This is a genomic window from Nocardia sp. NPDC055165 (assembly GCF_053606985.1).
The window spans coordinates 167,525-190,349 of record NZ_JBSGSS010000015.1 but is presented as its reverse complement, the minus strand read 5'-3'; the positions used below and the strand labels follow the sequence as shown (position 1 = coordinate 190,349).

General features: G+C 69.7%; 1 protein-coding gene (only partly in view). It reads right to left on the bottom strand.

What is annotated here, in order from left to right; genetic code table 11:
* A protein-coding gene (locus tag ACWFRF_RS27410) for a non-ribosomal peptide synthase/polyketide synthase (RefSeq protein WP_452452942.1) crosses the window boundary here: on the bottom strand, nt 1–22,825 show its 5' portion. It extends 21,266 nt beyond the left edge of the window; the window shows 22,825 of its 44,091 coding nt (coding positions 1–22,825); the start codon lies at nt 22,823–22,825; the stop codon falls past the left edge of the window.

Here is a 22,825-nt window from a genome sequence, read left to right as displayed (position 1 = left end):
CGGTGCCCGAGGTGAGCACACACACCGGATCCGCCGTCGCCAGGATGTATTCCGTGCGCTCGGCCGGATGATCGGGGTCCAGCGGCACATAGGCGCCACCGGCCACGCTCACCGCGTACATGCCGATCACCAGGTCGAGCGAGCGGCGCATGCCCAGTGCCACATAGGTTTCCGGGCCCACACCGCGGTCGATCAGCCAGCGCGACAGACGGTAGACGTGCTGGGCGAACTCGGCGTAGGACAGACTCGTGCCCTCGAAGGACAGCGCGGTGGCCTGCGGTGTGCGGGCGAGCTGTCCCTCGAACATCGAGACGAGGGTGGCCCGCTGGTCGACCTCGTGCGCGGTGGCGTTCCACTCGCGCACGACGAGTTCGCGTTCGGCGGCATCGAGCAGTTCGATATCGCCCACGGCGACAGCCGGTTCCGTGGTGATCGCGGTGAGCACCCGGAGCAGGCGCTCGGCGATGCGGTGCACGGTGGCCGCGTCGAACAGCTCGCTCAGATAGCCGGCGCGGATGCGCAGCTGGGTGTCGAGCTGGGCGATCAGCGACAGCGGGTAGTGCGTGGCGTCGGCGGCGTCGAGGCCGGTGACGGCCATCCCGTCGATGTCGGCGGCCTGGGCCTTGATGCCCTCGGCGTCGACCGGGTAGGACTCGAAGACCACCAGCGAGTCGAACAGGCCACCGATTCCGGCCGCCGACTGGATCTCGGCCAGGCCGATGTAGTGGTGGTCGAGCAGGTCGGCTTGCTCGCCCTGGGTGCGGGTGAGCACGTCGCGCACCGATTCGGCGGCGTCGAAGCGCACGCGCACCGGGACAGTGTTGATGAACAGGCCGACCATGGATTCCACGCCGGACAGCTGCGCGGGACGACCCGAGACGGTGGTGCCGAAGAGCACGTCGTCGCGGCCGGTCATCCGGCCGAGCACGATCGACCAGGCCACCTGCAGGACGGTGTTCGGGGTGACGCCGAGATCGGCGGCCAGCGCCACGAGCCGCGCCGTGGTGGGCTCGTCGAGGTCGAACAGGTACTCGTCGGACAGGGCGGCGATCTCGCGGCTCGCGTCGGGGCGGGCCAGCATGGTCGGCTCGGTGACGCCGCGCAGGGCGTGCGACCAGGCCTCGACCGAGACCGAGTGATCCTGGCGGGCGACCCATTCCAGGAAGTGCCGGTAGGAGCGGACGGCGGGCAGCGCGCTCGCGTCGCCGTGCAGGGCGTAGAGGGCGAGCAGGTCGCGCATGACCAGCGGCGTCGACCAGCCGTCCAGCAGGATGTGGTGGTTGGACACCACGAAGCGCCATTCGTGCTCGGCGATCCGGATCAGGGTGAAGCGGATCAGCGGCGGGTTCGCGAGGTCGAAGCGTGCGGTGCGGTCGGCCTCGACGAGGTCGTCGTACTCACCCGATTCCGTGCGGTCGTGTTCGGTCCAGGCCACCCGGGTGGTGTCGAGGACGACCTGCACGGCGTTGCCGTCGTGGTCGGTGACGAACGCGGTGCGCAGGGTTTCGTGGCGGTCGAGCAGCGCCTGGGCGGCGGCGCGCAGACGAGTGGCGTCGACGCGACCGGTGAGCGTGAGGACGGCCTGGGCGGTGTAGACGTCGACCGAGGTGGCGGCGAGGCGGGCGTGGAAGAACAGACCTGCCTGGAGCGCCGCGAGCGGCCACACCTGGGTCAGCTCGGGGTAGCGCTTCTCCCAGGTGTCGATATCGCGCTGGGTAGCACGCACGAGCGCGAAGTCGGACGGCGTGTGACCGCCCGCGTCGGCCGAATTGGCGTGCCGGGCAACGGCTTCCAGCGCGGTGATCCACAGGTCGGCGAATTCGCGGACCTCGGCCTCGGCGAGCAGGGTGTTCGGGTAGCCGATATTGGCGCTGAGCTTGTCGCCGACGACGATCGCGTTGACATCGAGGGGCGCCATCGCCGGCATATCGGCGTCGTAGGCGCCACCCAGGGCCGCCAGCTCGGGTGCCGGGATCCAGCCGAAGCCGCGCAGGGCGTCGGGGACGTCGCTGTCGGCGACACGGCCGAGGTAGTTGAAGCTGATCTGGCCGGGCAGCTGTGTGGGCAGTTCGACGGCGGTCTCGGCGTTCATGTACCGCAACAGGCCGTAGCCGATGCCCTTGTCCGGCACCGCGAGCAGCTGTTCCTTGACCGCCTTGACGGCCTGGCCCAGCGCCGGACCACCGGCGAGCGCGGCGTCGATGTCGATGCCTGCCAGGTCGAGGCGGACCGGGAAGATGGCGGTGAACCAGCCGACGGTGCGCGACAGGTCGGCACCGGGCGCGACCTCTTCCTCGCGACCGTGGCCTTCCAGACGCACCAGCAGCGCGTCGCCGCTCGGGTCGGCGCGGTGGCCGTTGCCGAGCGCGCCGGGACCGGTCCGGGTCGAGCGCCACTTGGCGGCGGCCAGCGCCAGCGCGGTGAGCAGACCGTCGTTGACGCCACCGTGGAACAGCGCGGGGACGGTGGTGAGCAGGGCCTTGGTGACCTCGGCGGACACCTCGACCGGCAGCTTCTCCACGACACCGGAGACGTCGACCGCCGGGTCCATCGGCCGCTCGGTGAGCAGCGGGTCGGGGGTCGCGACGACCTCACGCCAGAAGTCGAGTTCTGCGGCACGGTCGGTGGTGCGCGCCTCGTCCGCGAGGGCGTGCGCCCATGCCCGCATGGAGGTGGCGGGTGCGACGAGTTCAGGCTGCTGTCCGGCGGAGAGCTGACCCCACGCGGACACGAAGTCGGGCACGAGGATGCGCCACGAGACACCGTCGACCACGAGGTGGTGGGCGACGACGATCAGGCGACCTGCCCGACGGGCGTTGGCGGAACCGTCGGCACCACCGGTCGCGGCGGCATCGCTGGTCTGCGTGACCGCCAACCCCTCCGCGGTGGCGTCGGTGCCCGCGGCGGTGAGCCCATCCGCGGTGGCTGATCCTGCGTTCAGCTCCGGTTCCAGCCAGACGAAGCGCACGACGACGCCGTTGGCCGGGTCGAGGCGGTCGAGGCCGGCATCCAGCGCGGTGGCGGCGATTTCGACCAGTTCGGCATCGGAGACGGCGGGGTCGAACGAGGTGTGGTCGATGAGCGCGGTGGCGTCGACAGTGCCGGTGGGAGCGGTGTCGACGACCCAGCGGCCGTCGACCTGGTGCAGGCGCGAGCGCAGCATGTCGTGGCGGTCGATGACCGCGCCGACGGTGGCGGCGATGCCCGCGCGGTCGATGCCGACCGGCAGTTCCAGCGCCATGGTCTGGTTGAACCGGTCGAACGAACCGGGACGCTCGGCCATGAACCGCACGACCGGGGTCAGCGGCATCTCGCCGACGCCACCGCCCGGCAGCTCTGCCAGCGTGATCGCGGAAGCCGCCGCGACATCGGCGGTTTCGGCGACCGAGGCCAGGCCGGCGACGGTGCGCTGCTCGAAGACGTTGCGCGGGGAGAACAGCACGCCGCGAGCCTTGGCCCGGGAGACGAGCTGGATGGAGACGATCGAATCGCCGCCGAGCGCGAAGAACGAATCGTCCACGCCCACGCGTTCCACCCCGAGCACCTCGGCGAAGACCTCGGCGATAGTCTGCTCGATCGGGTTGCGCGCGGCCCGGAAGGTGACCTCGGTGGCGAACACCGGCTCCGGCAAGGCCTTTCGGTCGAGCTTGCCGACCGGGGTGAGCGGCACGTGGTCGATCACCATGATCGACGACGGCACCATGTACGCGGGCAGACGATCCTCGACGTGCGCGGTCAGTGCGGCGACATCGATCGAATGACCCGGCGCGGCAACCACATACGCGACCAGCGAGACGGCGCCCGCGGTGCTCTTGTGGCCGACGGTGGTGGCGAAGTCGACGGTCTCGTGCGAGGCGAGGGCGGAGTCGATCTCTCCCAGTTCGATCCGGAAGCCGCGGATCTTGACCTGGAAGTCGGAACGACCGACGTACTCGACGGTGCGCTCGGCGGTCCAGCGCACCACGTCGCCGGTGCGGTACATCCGCTCGCCCGGAATGAACGGGTCGGCGACGAACCGGTCGGCGGTGAGCCCGGCACGGGCGTGATACCCCCGGGCCAGCTGGATGCCCGACAGGTAGAGCTCACCCGCGACACCCACCGGAACGGGCTGGAGCTGGGCGTCCAGGATCAGCGACCGCATGCCGCGAGTCGGCCCACCGATGGTGACCACCTCGCCCGGCGTCAGCGCGGCGCTGATGTTCGTCATGATCGTGGTCTCGGTGGGGCCGTAACCGTTGTGGAAGGCGCGAGTTGTGCCATCCGCCAAGGGAACTGCCCACTTCGACACCAGATCGGCGGGGACCGCTTCGCCACCGGCGACCAGGACGCGCAGCGAGTCGAGGCCGCTGGGGTCGAAGGTCGCCAGGGCGGCGGGGGTGATGAAGGCGTGGGTGACCCGCTCGGTGCGGATCAGCTCGGACAGCTCGTCGCCGCCGTAGACGCCCGGCGGGACGACGACCAGCGCGCCACCGCGGGCCAGGGCCAGCAGCAGTTCGAGGATCGAGGCGTCGAACGAGGGCGAGGCGAAATGCATTGCGCGCGTGCCGGTATCGAGAGCGTAGCGCTCGGCCTGCTCCTCACCGAAGTTCGCGAGACCGGCGTGGGTGACGACGACGCCCTTGGGCACGCCGGTCGAGCCGGAGGTGTAGATGACGTAGGCGGGCTGTTCGGGGGTGGTCGCCCGCACGAGCTCGTCGTCGGCGATCGGCCCGCCGTCGAAACGAGCGAGGTCGAGCTCGTCGAGTACCAGCCAGCCAGCGGCAGCAGCATCCGCGGCCGAGCTGTCGAGTGTCGCCGTCACGTGCGGCGTGGATTCGATACCGGCGGCATCGCGCGGCGCGATGTCCGGAAGTCCGCCCAGCACAGAGGCGACAGTGATGCCCAGCGGCGAACCGGAGTCGGTGACCATGTGGGCGATGCGGTCGGCGGGGTAAGTCGGGTCGACCGGGACGAAAGCGGCGCCGGTCTTGGCGACGGCCCACGCTGCCAGCACCGAGTCGGCCGAGCGCGGAACGCCGATCGCGACGAGATCCTCGGCGCCGATGCCCTTGGCGATCAGCAAGCGCGCCAAACGGTTCGAGCGTTCGTCGAGCTCGGTGTAGGAAACACTGGTCCCCTGGAACACGACGGCGGTGCCGGTCGGGTTCTGTGCGACGGCGTCGGCCAGGAGGTTGCGCAGGGTACGTGCGGGCACCGGCGGTTCGCCGACCCGGAACACCAGGTCGGACCGTTCTGCCGCGTCGAGCACGTCGATCGCGCCGACCGTGATGTCGGCATCGGCGGCGACGGCCTCGAGGACTCGCTGCCAGCGCACGGCGATGCCGGCGACGGTGTCCTCGTCGAACAGTTCGGTGGCGTAGTTCAGTGCCAGTGCCATCCCGCCGTGGCCGGGTTCGCCCAGCTCGGAGAGGGTGAACTGCAGGTCGAAGCGGGCGACGCTCTCGTCGAGGTCGAGCGCGGAGACGGCCAGGCCGGGCAGTTCGAGGGTGGTGCGGTCCAGGTTCTGGAAGGCCAGCATCACCTGGAACAGCGGGTTGCGCGACTGCGAGCGCTCGGGCGCGAGCAGTTCGACCAGGCGCTCGAAGGGCACGTCGGCGTTGCCGTAGGCGTCGAGGTCGGTCTTGCGGGCCTGCTCGAGCAGGTCGGTGAACGTCTCGGCCGGGCGCACGCCGGTGCGCAGCACCAGGGTGTTGACGAACATGCCGACCAGGTCGTCGAGGGCCTGCTCACCGCGACCCGCGATGGGGGTGCCGATGGCGACGTCGTCGGAGCCGGACAGCCGGGCCAGCAGCACCGCGAGGGCGGTGTGCATGACCATGAACAGCGACGCGCCCTGGCGGCGGGCGATCTCGTCGAGCGCGGCGACGAGTTCGGGCGAGAGCTCGCGGTGCACGGTGGCGCCGCGCAGCGAGGCGATGGCCGGACGCGGGCGGTCGAACGGCAGGGTCAGTTCGTCGGGGACACCGGCGAGCTGGGACTGCCAGTAACCGACCTGGCGCGACATGAGCGAGTCGGCGTCGTCCTCGGTGCCGAGTACGGCGCGCTGCCAGATCGCGAAATCGGCGTACTGGACGGGCAACGGCGCCCAACCGGGGGCAGCGCCCTGGGCCCGGGCGGTGTACGCGCGCATCACATCGCGGGTCAGCGGCGCGATCGAGAAACCGTCGGCGGCGATGTGGTGCACGACCACGACCAAGACGTGTTCGGTGACCCCACCATCGACGTGCTCGGCACCCGCAGCCTGCTCCGCGTCAGCGGTGCGACCCGTGTGGCCTGCGGCGGCGACCCGGAAGAGGCGGGCGCGCATCGGAACCTGTTCGGCCACATCGAAACCGGTGGAGACGAACTCGGTGACGGTCTCGAACAGCTCGTCCTGAGCGATCGCGATCGGGCGCAGGTCCAGCGAAATGCGCTCCGCGGCGACGATCTGCTGGACCGGGGTGCCGCCGTGTTCGGGGTAGCGGGTGCGCAGCGACTCGTGCCTGCGGACCAGGTCGGCCAGCGCCAAAGACAGTGCCTCGGTGTCGAGTTCGCCGGTGAGGCGGATCGCGACGGGCAGGTTGTAGGCGGCCGAGGTGGTGTCGTACTTGTTGAGGAACCACATGCGCTGCTGCGCGAACGACAGCGGAACCAGTTCCCCTTCGGCCCGCTCACGGGCGACCAGCGCCGCGCGGGCGGTGCCGCCGGTGTGCGATTCCACCCGTGCCGCAAGGGCTTCCACGGTGGACGCTTCGAACAGCGCGCGCACCGGGACCGTCGCGCCGAGCGCCGCACCGATGCGGGCGACCACGCGGGTGGCGATGAGCGAGTTGCCACCGAGGTCGAAGAAGTCGTCGTCGACACCGACGCGATCCAAGCCGAGCACATCGGCGAAGACCGCGGCCACGGCTTCCTGCACCGGTGTGACCGGCGCGCGGAAGGCCCGCGCCTGCACCGCGGGAGCGGGCAGCGCGCGGCGGTCCAGCTTGCCGTTGACCGTCAGCGGGATCCACTCGAGGCGCACGAGCGCCGCCGGAACCATGTAGGCGGGCAGCTGTTCGGCCGCACCGCTGCGGATGGTCTCGAGGTCGGGTTCGAGGTCGCCCTCGGCGACCACGTAGGCGACGATCCGCTGGTCACCCGGCTGATCCTCACGCACGATGACCGCGGCCTGGGCGATGCCCGGCTGCGCGAGCACGGCGGCTTCGATCTCACCGAGCTCGATGCGGAAGCCGCGAACCTTCACCTGGTCGTCGGCGCGGCCGAGATATTCGAGTTCGCCGAAGCGGTTCCAACGCGCGAGGTCGCCCGAGCGGTACAGGCGCGAGCCACCCTGGTTCGGGCCCGCGAGGGGATTGGCGACGAAGCGGGTGGCGGTCAGGTCGGGGCGACCGAGGTAGCCGCGCGCCAACTGCGGTCCGGCGACATACATTTCGCCCGCGACACCCACCGGCACCGGCCGCAACCGGTTGTCGAGGACGTACACACCCAGACCCGCGATCGCCCGGCCGACCACCGAACCGGCGGCGGCGGCAATGGTTTTCGCGTCCAGCGCCCGGAACGACACGTGCACCGTGGTCTCGGTGATGCCGTACATGTTGACCAGCGTCGGCGAGCTGTCACCGTGGCGCGCGACCCAATCCGACAGGCGGCGCAGCTCGAGGGCCTCGCCACCGAACACCACATAGCGCAGGGCCAGCGGTTCCAGGCCCGGTCCGGCGTTGCGGTCGGCTTCGGCCAGCTGGTAGAACGCCGACGGTGTCTGGTTGAGGACCGTCACCTGTTCCACGCGCAGCAGTTCCAGGAACTGTTCGGGCGAACGCGAGGTGTAGTAGTCGACGACGATCAGCGAGCCACCGAACAGCAGCGGGCCCCACAGCTCCCACACCGAGAAGTCGAAGGCGTAGGAGTGGAACAGCGTCCACACATCGCGCGGGCCGAAGCCGAAGTCGCGATCGGTGTTGGCGAACAGGCGCACCACATTGCGGTGCGCGACCGCGACGCCCTTGGGACGGCCGGTCGAGCCGGAGGTGTAGATGACGTAGGCGACATTGTCCGGCGAGAGCGGGGCGAGCCGGTCGGCGTCGGTGATCGGGGCGTCGTCGGCGTCTTCGATATTGCCGGTTTCCACGGCGAATCCGTCGAGCACCACCGAGGGCAGGTGCTCGGGCACCCGCACCTGGACGGTGGAATCGAGGACGACGCTGGTGGGGCGCGAGTCCTCGAGCACGTAGGCGATGCGCTCGGCCGGGTACGTCGGATCGACCGGCACGTAGCCCGCACCGGTCTTCACGACGGCGAGCAGCGCGACCACGAGATCGAGCGAACGCGGCAGGATCACCGCGACCAGCGATTCCGGGCCTGCGCCGTCGTCGATCAACCTGCGCGCCAGCACATTCGCACGGCGATCGAGCTCGGCGTAGGTCAGCGACTCGACGCCGAACTTGGCGGCGATCCGGTCGGGGTAGGCGGCGGCCGCGGCGTCGAACAGGTCGACCAGGGTCGTGTGCTTGTTGCCGAACAGGCCACGCCGGTAGCCGGCGGGGGTGCTGGCGTCGTGGATGACCGGCAGACCGATGGCGTCGGGACCGGAGGACACCCAGCGCTGCGCGACATCACGCTGTTCGGCCTCGCCGAGCAGGTCGATGTCGCCGACGATCACGTCGGGGTTCTCGGCGACGCTGCGCAGGATGCGGACCAGGCGGTCGCCGAAGGCGGCGACGGTTTCGGCGTCGAACAGATCGGTGGCGTAGTTCCACGACAGCGCGAGCGAGCCGTCGGCGGCTTCGCCCACGGTGAGCTGCACGTCGAATTTGGCCGTGCCCGGATCGAAGTCGACGACCTCGAGATCGAGGCCGGGCAGTGCGATGGTGCCCGCGTCGGCGGCGGTGGCCGCCTCGAAGGTGAGCGCCACCTGGAACAGCGGGTGATGCGCCTGTGAACGGGTGGGGCTGAGCACGTCGACGAGGCGCTCGAACGGCACATCGGCGTTGGCGAAGGCGGACAGGTCGACCTTGCGGATCTGATCCAGGAGGTCGCCGAAGCTCGCGCTCGAGTCGACCTCGCTGCGCAGCACCAGGGTGTTGACGAACATGCCGACCAGGTCGTCGAGCGTGCGCTCGCCGCGACCGGCGATGGGGGTGCCGATGGCGATGTCGGTGCTGTTGGACAGGCGCGCGGCCCAGGTGGCCAGTGCCGCGTGCATCACCATGAACAGGGTGACGCCGCGGGCGCGGGCGATCTCGGTCAGCGCGTGGTGCAGGTGCGCGTCGACCGAGAAGCGGTGCAGGTCACCGGCGTTGGTGGCGACCTCGGGGCGCGGCCGATCGGCGGGCAGCTCGAGCTGATCGGGCAGATCGCGCAGCTGCTCGGTCCAGTAGGCGAGCTGGCTCGCGGCGACCGATTCGGGATCGGACTCCGCACCCAGGATCTCACGCTGCCACAGGGTGTAGTCGGCGTACTGGACTTCCAGCGGCGTCCAGGCGGGGTTCTCACCGCGGGTGCGCTCGGTGTAGGCGATCACGACATCGCGCAGCAGCGGACGCAGCGAGAAACCGTCACCGCTGATGTGGTGCATGACCAGTACGGCCACGTGGTTCCAGTCGTCGACGCGCAGCAGGCTCGCGCGGAACGGGACTTCGCGGGTCACGTCGAAATGCACGCTCGCCAGTTCGATCACCCTGGCCACCACGTCGCTCGCGGCGACCGGCTGGGCTGTCAGCGCGAAACGGACCTCGTCGGCGGGCCGGATCTGCTGGTAGCCCGCGCCTTCCTCGACCGCACCCGAGGCCACATCGGCTGCCGGGTAGAAGGTGCGCAGGGACTCGTGCCGGGCGACCACGTCGGCGATGGCCGCCTCGAGCGCGGCGACATCGAGGTCACCGGTGAGGCGGATCGCGACGGGGATGTTGTTGACGGCGGTGCGGTTGTCGAAGCGGTTGAGGAACCACATCCGCTGCTGCGCCTGCGACAGCGGCACCAGCTCGGGCCGCGGGCGGGGAGCCAACGGGATGCGGCCACCACGACCGGTGTGCGTTTCGACCCGAGCAGCCAGCGCGGCCACCGTCGACGCCTCGAACAGCGCGCGCAGCGGCACCTGGGTATCGAGCGCCTCCGACAGCCGGGCCGCGACCCTGGTGGCGACCAGCGAGTTGCCGCCGAGTTCGAAGAAGTCGTCGTCGAGGCCGACCTGACCGGCGCCGAGCACCTCGGCGAAGGTGGCGGCGACGATCTGCTGCACCGGGGTGACCGGCGCCTGGAAGGTGCGCGCGGCGAACACCGGCGACGGCAGCGCCTTGCGATCGAGCTTGCCGGAAGCATTGAGCGGGAACGCGTTCAGCACCACGTACGCGGCGGGCACCATGTAGACGGGCAGCTCCGCGCCGAGTGCGTCCTTCACCGCGTCGGTGTCCACTGTGGCGCCGGTCTGCGGGACGACGTAGGCGACCAGCTGATCGCCGGTGTGCTCGTCGGCACGGACCACGACCACCGACTGGGCGATTTCCGGCAGCACCGTGAGCGCCGCCTCGATCTCGCCGAGTTCGATGCGCAGACCACGCAGCTTCACCTGGAAGTCGGTGCGGCCCAGGTACTCCAGCTCGCCGGCCGGCGTCCAGGTGACGAGGTCACCGGTGCGGTACATGCGCTCGCCGGGCGCGAACGGGTCGGCGACGAAACGATCCATCGTCAGGTCGGCACGACCCACATACCCGTGGGCCAGCTGCACGCCCGCGAGGTAGAGCTCACCCGCGACACCCACCGGAACCGGCCGCAGCCGCGAATCCAGCACGTACAGACGGGTGTTGAACACCGGGGCGCCGATCGGCACCGTTTCGATGTCGGCATCGGTGACCTCGTGATAGGTCACGTCGACCGCGGCCTCGGTGGGGCCGTAGAGGTTGTGCAGCGCGGCGCCGGTCAATTCGCGCAGACGCTGCGCGGTCGGCGCGGGCAGACCCTCGCCGGAGGCGAACACATTGCGCAGCGAAACACACTCGGCGGCCAGCGGTTCGGTGACGAACACGGCCATCATCGACGGTACGAAGTGCACCGTGGTGACCTGTTCGGCCACGATCAGCCGGGCCAGGTAGGCCGGGTCGCGATGCCCGTCCGGCTTGGCGACCACCAGGCGCGCGCCGACCTGCAAGGGCCAGAAGAACTCCCACACCGACACGTCGAAGGTGGCGGGGGTCTTCTGCAGCACCACGTCGTCGGCGGCGAGGCCGTAGGCGGCGTGCATCCACACCAGGCGGTTGACGATCGCCGCGTGGCTGACCGCGACGCCCTTGGGGCGACCGGTCGAGCCGGAGGTGAAGATGACGTAGGCGGTGTTGCCCGAGCGCAGCGGGCGGTGCCGGTCGGCGTCGGTGACCGGCTCGGTGGAGTGGCCGGACAGATCGAGCTGGTCGATGCGGACCTCGCGACCGGCGGCCGCGGGCAGGCTCTCACCGGAGGTGAGCACGCAGACCGGTTGCGCGGTCTCGAGGATGTGCTCGATGCGCTCGGCCGGGTGATCGGGGTCCAGCGGTACGTACGCGCCACCGGCGGCGGACACGGCGTACATGCCGACCAGCAGATCGATCGAGCGCCGCATACCGAGTGCCACATACGATTCCGGGCCGACGCCGGCGTCCTTGAGCCAGCGCGCCAGCTGACGCACGCGGCCCGCGAACTCGGCATAGGACAGACTCGTCCCCTCGAACGTGAGCGCGACCGCGTCGGGGGTCCGGGCGACCTGAGCCTCGAACAGCGCGTGCAGCGTGGCCGGTTCGTCGTCGCTCGGCGTGCTCAGCGCGGCGTCGACGGCGAATTCGGTGTCGTTCCAGCGATCGAGCACCAGGGTGCGCTCGGCGGAGTCGAGAAGTTCGATGTCACCGACGGGAGCCGAGGGGTCGACCACGACGGCGGTGAGCACGCGCAGCAGGCGGGCGCCGAAGGTCGCGGCGAAGCCCGCGTCGAACAGGTCTGTCGCGTAGACGAGTTCGGCATCCATGTGGCTGTCGTCGTCTGCGGGGACCTCGCTGAGCGCGAGCTGCAGATCGAACTTCGCCATGTGCTGGTCGATGCCCAGCTCGGAGACCGTGAGGCCGGGCAGTTCCAGGGTGGTACGACCCAGGTTCTGGAACGAGAGCATCACCTGGAACAGCGGGTGGCGCGACTGCGAGCGCGCCGGGTTGAGCACCTCGACCAGGCGCTCGAACGGCACGTCGGCGTGCGCGAAGGCCGCCAGATCGTGCTCGCGGACCTGACCGAGCAACTCCGCGAAAGTGGCGCCCGGATCGACCTGCGCGCGCAACACCAGGGTGTTGACGAACATGCCGACCAGATCGTCGAGTGCCTGCTGACCACGGCCCGCGACCGGGGTGCCGATGGCGATGTCGGGGGTGCCCGACAGCCGCGACAGCAGGACGGCGAAAGCGCTGTGCACCACCATGAACAGGGTGGTGCTGTGCTCGTGGGCGACCCGGTTCAATGCCTCGACGAGCTCGCCCGGCACTTCGAAGCGGTGCGTGCCCGCCTGGTAGCTGGCCTGCGCGGGCCGCGACTTGTGGCCCAGACGCAGTTCGTCGGGCAGATCGGCGAGCGCGCCGCGCCAGTGCTCGAGCTGCTCGGAGATCAGCGAGGTGGGATCGGTTTCGTCGCCGAGGATCTCGCGCTGCCACAGCGCGTAGTCGACGTACTGGATGTTCAGGGGCGGCCAGCCGGGTTCGGTGTTCGCGGTGCGGGCCACGTAGGCGGTCATCAGGTCGCGCACCAGCGGGCGCAGCGAGAAACCGTCGGCGGCGATGTGGTGGACCACCATCACCAGCACGTGTTCGCGCTCGCTGAGCTCGTAGACCCGAAGGCGCACCGGCGCGTTCGCGGTGACGTCGAAACCGCGACGGGCGAACTCGTAGAGCGAGATCGCCATGTCGGTCTCGTCGGCCTCGATCAGCTCGACGTCCGGAATCGAGCCCGCGGCGGCGAGCACCTTCTGGTAGGCGGTGCCGTCGGCCATGGCGGCGCGCCCCGACTCGGGGGCGACGTACACCGGGTAGACCGTGCGCAGGGTTTCGTGGCGGGCGACCACGTCGGCGACCGCGCCGCGCAGCGCGGGCAGGTCGAGCAGCCCCTGCAGGCGGACCGCGACCGGGATGTTGTAGGTGCCGGTGTCGGCGACGTCGAACCGGTTCAGGAACCACATGCGCTGCTGCGCGAGCGACAGCGGCGGATAATCGGGACGCTGACGGGCCGTGAGCTCGGCGCGCAGACCGGTGCCCGCGTGCGATTCCACGCGGGCGGCCAACGCGCCGACGGTGGGCGCCTCGAACAGGGTGCGCACGCCGACCTCGGTGTCGAGCGCCGTGCTCAGGCGCGCCGCGACCTGGGTGGCCACGAGCGAGTTGCCGCCGAGGGCGAAGAAGTCGTCGTCCACGCCCACGCGTTCGGCGCCGAGCAGGTCGGCGAAGATCTCGGCGACGATCTCCTCGATCGGGGTCGAGGGCGCACGGAACACCTTCGCCTCGAAAACGGGCGCCGGCAACGCTTTACGGTCGAGCTTGCCGGACGCGTTGAGCGGGAAGGCATCCAGCACGACCAGGGCCGACGGCACCATGTAGGCGGGCAGTTCGGTGGTGATGCCCGCCTTCACCGCGGCCACGTCGAGGGCCGAGTCCACCTCTGGCACCAGGTAACCGACGAGCTGGTCACCGGCGTGCGCGTCGGAGCGCACAACGACGACCGACTGCGCGACACCCGGCTGCGCCAGCAGGGTCGCCTCGATCTCACCGAGTTCGATGCGCAGACCGCGCAGCTTCACCTGGAAGTCGGTGCGGCCCAGGTAGTTCAGTTCGCCGTAGGTGAGACCGTTCTCGCCCGACACCGCGGTCCAGGTGACGAGGTCACCGGTGCGGTACATGCGCGAGCCCGCCGCGCCGTACGGATTGGCGACGAAGCGGTCGGCGGTCAGGTCGGCCCGGTTGAGATAGCCGACAGCCAGCTGATCGCCCGCCAGATAGAGCTCTCCCGCAACGCCGGGCGCCACGGGGTGCAGGCGCGAATCCAGCACGAACACCCGGGTGTTCCACACCGGGCGCCCGATCGGCACCGACTCCACATCGGCGTCGACGACCTCGTGATAGGTGACGTCGACCGCGGCCTCGGTGGGACCGTACAGGTTGTGCAGACGGGCGCCGGTGAGCTCGCGCAGGCGCTGCGCGGTGGGCGCGGGCAGCGCCTCGCCGGAGGCGAACACCTGTCGCAGGCGCACCGCGTCACCGTTGCCGTTGCTGCCGAGGGTCGAGACGAACACCGACAGCATCGAGGGCACGAAGTGCGCGGTGGTGATGTCGCGTTCGGCGATGATCTGGGCCAGGTACACCGGATCGCGGTGGCCGTCGGGCTTGGCGACGACCAGGCGGGCACCGGTCTGCAAGGGCCAGAAGAACTCCCACACCGACACGTCGAAGGTGGCCGGGGTCTTCTGCAGGACAGCGTCGGCGGCGTCGATCGGGTACTCGTGCTGCATCCACAGCAGGCGGTTGACGATCGCCGCGTGATCCACCGCGACGCCCTTGGGGCGGCCGGTCGAGCCGGACGTAAAGATCACGTAGGCGGTATTGGTGGCCCGAATCGGTTGCACGCGTTCGGCATCGGTGATCGGCGCACCGCTGAAGTCGGCGGGCGAGAAGATGTTCTCGACCGCGTGCACGGTGACGCCGTCGGACTCGAACGCGTCGCGGCGGCTGGTGAGCACCAATCGCGGCTGCGCGGTCTCGATGATGTGGCCGATGCGGTCGGCGGGCTGATCCGGGTCGAGCGGCACGTAGGCGGCGCCGGTCTGCAGCACCGCGTACATGGCGACGACCAACTCCGTGGAACGCCGGATCGCCAGTGCCACATTGTCACCGGGGCCCACGCCGTCGGCGATCAAGCGGCGCGCGATGCGGTTGGCCCGCTCCTGCAGCTCGCGGTAGGACAGCTCTTGCTGCTCGAAGACCAGGGCGACGGCGTCCGGGGTGCGCTCCACCTGTGCGTCGAACAGCGACATCAGCGTCGCGTGTGGGACGGCGTGCGCGGTGTCGTTCCAGTCGACGAGGACCTGTGCGTGCTCCTCGGGCGCGAGCAGATCGATGTCGCCGACGAACACCTCGGGATCGGCGACCACCGCGGCGAAGATGTTGTCGAGCCTGCGGGCGAACGCGGCGACCGTCGATTCGTCGAAAAGATCGAGCGCGTACGAGAATTCGGCCGCCATACCGCCGACGCCACCGTCGGTGTCCTGGACCTCGGTGAGCGTGAGCTGCAGGTCGAACTTGGCCAGCTGCGGGTCGTAATCGATTCCGCTCACCGCGAGACCGGGCAGCTGCAGCGAGGCCTGCTTGTTGTTCTGGAACGACAGCATCACCTGGAACAGCGGGTGGCGCGACTGCGAACGGGCCGGGTTGAGCACCTCGACCAGGCGCTCGAACGGCACGTCGGCGTGGGCGAAGGCCTGCAGATCGGTCTCGCGGGCCTGGGCGAGCAACGTGGCGAACGGGGTGGCGCCGTCGACCTGCGAGCGCAGCACCAGGGTGTTGACGAACATGCCGACCAGGTCGTCGAGCGCCTGATCGCCACGGCCCGCCACCGGGGTACCGATCGCGATATCGCTGGAGCCGCTGGCACGGGCCAGCAGCACCGCGAGGGCGCTGTGCATGACCATGAACAGCGAGGCGTTGTAGCGGCGACCCAATTCGACCAGGGCACGCTGGGTTTCGCTCGCGATGACGAAGCTGTAGGTGCCGCCACGGTAGGACGCGGCAGGCGGGCGCGGGTGATCGGCCGGGAGGACCAGCTCGTCGGGTAGGTCCGCGAGTTCCTTTGCCCAGTAAGCGATCTCGGAGGAGATCAACGACTGCGGATCGTCCTCGGAGCCGAGGACCTCACGCTGCCAGAGCGAGTAGTCGGCGTACTGGACCGGCAGTTCGGCCCAGGTCGGCGCCTCCCACGAGGTGCGGGCCGCGTACGCCATGATCACATCGCGCGAGAGCGGCGCCATCGACCAGCCGTCGGCGGAGATGTGGTGCACCACCATGCCGAGCACGTACTCGGACTCCGACACCTCGAAAAGCCGTGCGTGCAGCGGCACTTCGCTGGTCACGTCGAACGCCATCGACGCCAGATCGATCAGGTGATCGATGAGGTTGTCCTCGGTCACCCGGTACGGGGTGAGGTCGGGAACGATCTGCGCGGCGTCCAGGATCACCTGCACGGGGCCGGTGCCGGAGTCGGGGAACACGGTGCGCAGCGACTCGTGGCGGTCGATCACGTCGATGACCGCGACCTGTAGGGCGGCCACGTCCAGGTCACCGGACAGCCGGATCGCGACCGGGATGTTGTTGACCGCCGACGCGGTGTCGAAGCGGTTGAGGAACCACATGCGTTGCTGCGCCAGCGACAGCGGCACCCGGTCGGGGCGTTCGCGGGCGACCAGCGCCTTGCGCGCGCCGTCGCCGGCCTGGGATTCCACCCGGGCGGCCAGCGCCGCCACCGTGGGGGCCTCGAACAGCATGCGGACCGGGACACGGGTGTCCAGGGCGATGCCGATGCGGGACGCGACCTGGGTGGCGATCAGCGAGTTGCCGCCCAGTTCGAAGAAGTCGTCCTCGACACCGACCCGGCCCAGTTCGAGCACGTCGGCGAAGATCTGCGCGACGATCTGCTCGATCGGGGTGGTGGGCGCGCGGAACTCGCGCACCTCGAACACCGGCGCGGGCAACGCGCGACGATCGAGCTTGCCGTTGACGGTCAGCGGGACCGCGGCGAGCACCATGATCGACGAGGGCACCATGTACGCGGGCAGACGCTGTGCGACATGGTCGGTCAGTTCGGCGATATCGATCGAACTGCCCGGCACCGCCACGACATAGGACACCAGCGAGGTGCTGCCGCCCTTGTTCTTGTGACCGATGCTGACCGCGAAGTCGACTGTCTCGTGCGAGGCGAGCGCGGAGTCGATCTCGCCCAGTTCGATACGGAAACCGCGGACCTTCACCTGGAAGTCGGAGCGGCCGACGTACTCCACGTTGCGGTCGGCGGTCCAGCGCACCACGTCACCGGTGCGGTACATCCGCGCACCGGGAGCGTAGGGGTTGGCGACGAAACGGTCGGCGGTGAGCGAGGCGCGCGCGTGGTACCCACGCGCCATGCCGACGCCGCCGATGTAGAGCTCACCCGCGACACCGACCGGCACGGGGCGGAGGCGGTCGTCGAGGATCAGGGTGTGGACGCCGCGGATGGGGCCGCCGATGACGACCCGCTCCCCCGGGATCAGCCCTTCGCTGAGGTTGGACGCGATGGTGGTCTCGGTGGGTCCGTAGACATTGCCCAGCATGCGGCGCGAACCGTCGGGCAGGCGCACGGCCCACTTGGCGACCAGTTCCGGCGGGACCGCTTCACCACCCGCGGCGAGCACCCGCAGGTGATCGAGGCCACGGGCGTCGAAGGTGGCCAGCGCGGCCGGGGTCACGAACGCGTGGGTGACCTGTTCGGTGATGAGGATGTCGCGCAGTTCCTCACCGCCGTACACACCCGGCGGGACGACGACGAGCGTGCCGCCGCGACCGATGGCGAGCAGCATTTCCAGCACCGAGGCGTCGAACGACGGTGAGGCGAAATGCAGTGCGCGCGTGGTGGAGTCGAGCGAGTAGAGGTCGATCTGCTCGGCGCAGAAGTTGGCGACGGAGGCGTGGGTGACCACGACGCCCTTGGGCACACCGGTGGAACCGGAGGTGTAGATCAGGTACGCGGGCTGCGCGGGATCGGTCTGGCGCACCAGTTCCCGCGGCGCGAGGGGGGCATCGGAGATACCGGTGAGGTCGATGTCGTCGACCACCACCCAGCCCACCGAATCAGGGAGTTCATCGGCTTCACCGGTGACCGTGATGCCGACGGACACACCGGCATCGGTGATCATGTGGGCGATGCGATCGGCCGGGTAGTTCGGGTCGACGGGCACGAACGCGGCACCGGTCTTGGTGACCGCCCACACGGCGAGCACCGATTCCAGCGAACGCGGCACGGCGACGGCGACGAAATCCTCGGCGCCGAGACCCTGCTGGATCAGCAAGCGCGCCAACTGGTTCGAGCGACGATCGAGTTCGCCGTAGGAGACAGCGGTCCCCTCGAACACCACGGCGGTCGCCTCGGTGTCGCGGGCGGCCTGGGCGATCAGCTGCGGCAGCGTGCGCGCCACCGCGGCGGGGGCGCCGAAGCGGGTGACCAGGTCGGCGCGTTCGGCGTCGTCGAGTACGTCGATCGCGCCGACGGTGACGGCCGGGTCGGCCAGGATCGCGTCGAGCACGCGACGCCAGCGCAGCAGCAGTTCTTCGACGGTCGACTGATCGAACAGGTCGATGGCGTAGGTGAGCACGCCGGTCATGCCCGACAGCGAGCCGGTACCGGTGTGTTCCTCGGTGAGGGTCCACTGCAGGTCGAACTTGGCCATGTCGACCTCGACCTCGTCGGCCGTGACCGTGAGACCGGGCAGCTCCAGGGTGCCGTGCGACATCTCCTGGAACGACAGCACCACCTGGAACAGCGGATGGCGGGCCTGCGAGCGCGACGGGTTGAGCACGTCGACGAGCCGCTCGAACGGCACATCCGCGTTGGCGAACGCGCTCAGGTCGGTTTCGCGGGTGCGGGTGAGGAATTCGGTGAACGGCTGGGTGGGATCGACGTCGGAACGCAACACCAGGGTGTTGACGAACATGCCGATCAGGTCATCGAGGGCCTGCTCACCACGACCGGCGATGGGGGTACCGACGGCGATGTCGGTGGTGCCCGACAGGCGCGCGAGCAGCACCGCGAGGGAGGCGTGCACCACCATGAACAGGGTGACGCCGTTGGCACGGGCCACGGCGGCGAGCTGTTCGTGGGTCTCGGCGTCGATCTCGAAACCGACGCGCGCGCCACGGAAGCTCTGCTGCTGCGGGCGCGGGCGGTCGCTGGGCAGGTCGAGCTGGTCGGGCAGGCCCTCGAGGGCGCTCTTCCAGTAGTCGAGCTGACGCGCGGCCATCGAAGCCGGGTCGGATTCGGCGCCGAGCAGTTCGTGCTGCCACAGGGTGTAGTCGCGGTACTGGACCGGCAGCGGCAGCCAGGCCGGAGCCTGGCCCGCGGCGCGAGCCAGGTAGGCGGTGGCGACATCGCGGGCCAGCGGGCCGAAAGAGAAACCGTCGGCCGCGATGTGGTGCACGACGAAGGCGACCGCGTATTCCGGGGTGCCCGCACCGTGACCGTTGGACTCGGCGGTTCCACCGGCCACCTTGAAGATCTGCACGCGGATCGGCAGTTCCAGGGTGACATCGAAGCCGGTGGAGGCGAAGTCGATCAGCTCGTCGCGCAGCCGCGACTGGTCGATCGGGGTCACCGCGATGCCGAGGTCGAACTCGTCGGCGCCGAGTACGTGCTGAAAACCGCCGTCGGCGTCGGGGAAGATCGTGCGCAGCGATTCCTGGCGCACCACAACATCATTGAGCGCGGCGATCAGGGCGTCGACGTCGACGCTGCCCTTCATCTGCACCACGAACGGCAGGTTGTAGGTGGGTGCGGTGGGGTCGAACTGGTTGATGAACCACATCCGCTGCTGGGCCAGCGACAGCGGCACCTGCTCGGGACGCGGCTGCGCGACCAGCGGCGGACGTGCGGCGGAAACATCGGCGGGGGTGACGGATTCGGCCCGCGCGGCGAGTCCGGCCACGGTCGGGGTCTCGAACAGCGCGCGCACACCCAGCTGGATACCGAAGGCGGCGCCGATGCGGGCGACGACCTGCGTGGCGACCAGGGAGTTGCCGCCCAGTTCGAAGAAGTTGTCGTCGGCGCCGACGCGTTCCTGGCTCAGCACATCGCCGAAGATGCCGGCCACGATCTGCTCGGCCGGGGTGCGCGGTGCGCGGAAATCGCCTGCGGCAGCGGTGAAGACGGGTTCGGGCAGCGCCTTGCGATCCAGCTTGCCCGAGGTGTTGAGCGGGAACGCGTCGAGCACCATGATCGACGCGGGCACCATGTAGGCGGGCAGCTTCTCGGACACGAAACGAGTCAGCGTCGCCGGGTCGGCGGACTGGCCCGGCGCGGGCACGATGTAGGCCACGAGCTGCTGGCCGGTCGCGGTGTCGACCACGAGCACCGCCGCCTGGCTCACGGTCGGGTGCGCGAGCAGGTCGGTCTCGATCTCGCCGAGCTCGATGCGCTGACCGCGGAACTTCACCTGGAAGTCGGTGCGGCCGATGTACTCCAGCACGCCCTCGGCGTTCCAGCGCACGAGGTCGCCGGTGCGGTACATGCGCTCGCCGGGGGCGCCGACGGGGTTGGCGACGAAGCGATCCGAGGTCAGGTCGGGGCGGCCGCGGTAGCAGCGGGCCAGCTGTCGACCGGCCAGATACAGCTCACCCGGGGCCCCGATCGCGGCCGGGCGCAGCCGTGAATCCAGTACGTAGACTTCGACATTCCACTCGGGGATACCGATCGGCACCTGCGTGGTGTCGGCTTCGGTGGCCTCCCAGTAGGTGACCGAGACCGCGGCCTCCGTGGGTCCGTACAGGTTGTGCAGGCCGGCGTCGGAGATCGCGCGCAGACCCGCGGCGGTCTCCGGGGGCAGCGCCTCACCGATGACGAAAACCGCACGCAGCGAGGCGCATTGAACCTGCGTGGCATGCGAGACGAAGACGGTGAGCATCGACGGGACGAAGTCGGTCACGGTCACGCCGTGACGTTCGATCATGTCCGCGACGTAGAGCGGGTCGCGGTGGCCGTCGGGGCTGGCGATGACCAGTTTCGCGCCGACCATCAGCGGCAGGAAGTAGCCCCACAGCGACACGTCGAAGGTGGTGGCGGTCTTCTGTAAGTAGACGTCGTCGGCGGTCAACCGGTATTCGTCGAGCATCCACAGCTCTTGGTTGACGATCGCGTGGTGGGTGACCGCGACGCCCTTGGGGCGACCGGTCGAACCCGAGGTGTAGATGACGTAGGCGGTGTTGTCCGGGCGCAGCGGGGACAGGCGGTCGGCGTCGGTGAGAGCTGTGGCGTCGAAACCGGTCGTGTCGAGTCGATCGATCTCGACACGGGCGACGGTGCCGGGCAGGTCGAGGTCATCGCCGGTGGTGGTCAGGACGCAGACCGGTGCCGCGGACTCGAGGATGTAGGCGGTGCGGTCGGCCGGATGATCCGGGTCGATCGGCACGTACGCGCCACCGGCCCGCAGCACGGCGTGCATGCCGATGACGAGGTCGAGCGAGCGGCGCATGCCGAGCGCCACGAGCGATTCCGGGCCGACGCCGTCGGCGATCAGGAAGCGGGCCAGCCGGTTCACCTTCGCGCCGAATTCGGCGTAGGTGAGGGTTTCGCCCTCGAAGTCCAGGGCGATGTTGTCCGGGGTCAGCGGGATCTGCGCGTCGAGCAGCGCGGGCAGGGTGGTCGCGGGAACCTCGTGTGCCGCGTCGTTCCACTCGGTGAGCGAGCGTTCCAGCTCGGCCGTGCCGGTGACCGGCAGGTTCCACACCGGGAGCTCGGCGTCGGCGGCCAGGAACCGGTCGAAGAACTCCAGGAACCGGCCGTGATGGGTCTGCGCGTCGGCGGCCGAGTACAGGTTCGGGTTGGTCTCGAAGTCGATGTGGGAGCGAGTGCCACCGTGCGACTGATAGAAGTTGACGCCCAGGTCTTCGATGCTGCCCGTGGACAGCACGTTGAGCGTGCCCTCCATGTCACCGAAGCTCAAGTGGTTGTCGAACAGCATGATGTTGACCCACGGGCCGAAGAACTCCGTGGAGACCATGCCCTCGCCCGCCGAATCACGGCGGATGTCCTCGTGCCGGTAGCGCTGGTGGCGCAGGGCGCCGGAGACCTCGGTGGTCACCGAACGCAGCAACTGCGCGACCGTGGTGTCGTGGCCCACGCGCAGGCGCAACGGGACGATGTTCGAGGTCACACCGCCCGAGCGGCGCATCACCGCGGTGGTCCGAGCGGTGACCGGGAGGCTGAGGATGACGTCGGAGGTGCCGGTGATCTGGGCCAGGTACGCCGCGAAACCGGCGATCAGCAGCGGTGCGGCGGTGCTGTCGTGCCGGGCGATCGCCGCGGTGAGCAGCTCGTCCTGGGCGGTGCTCAGCGCCGCGCTGGTGACGTCGTTGACCGGCGAGGGCGGGGCCGAGCGGCCGGTGAGGCTGCTGCCTTCCTCCAGGCCCGCTACCCGCTGGGCCCAATGCTCTTTGTCGGACTGGAAGCGGGTGCTGTCGCGGTAGACGAGCTCGGACTCGTAGAGCGCACGCAGATCGGTGGCTTTGTTCGGCGGGGCCGGGGTGCCGGTGACCTCGGCGGTATAGAGCTGTGCCGTGCGGTTGACGAAGTTGTTGGCGCCGAAACCGTCGAGCACGATGTGGTGGACGCGGGCATACCAGTACCAGCGGTCATCGCTGAGCTGCAGCGCGGCGGCCTGGACGAGGCGGTCGTTGACGATGTCGAGCGGGCGGCTGTACTCGGCCCGCATCCACGCGGCGGCGGCCGCTTCGGGGTCGTCCTCGCCACGCAGATCGACATAGATCAGCGTCGCGTCCTGAGTGGGGTCGATGGTCTGCATCGGCTCACCGTCGATCTCGACGATGCGCAGCCAGCCCGATTCGAGGTCGGTGGCCGCGTCGGCGCTCGCGCGCTCGAGCACGGCGACATCGAGGCGTCCACGCAGGTCGACGTACTGGGCGATGTTGATCGGCACCTGTGGGTCGACGTGCTGCGCGTACCAGATACCCAGCTGTGCGGGCGAAAGCGGGAAGTACTCCGAGGAGCCTCCACGTCCGTCACCAGTTTCGCCGTTTCCGCCGAAATCCAGCCGGTCCAA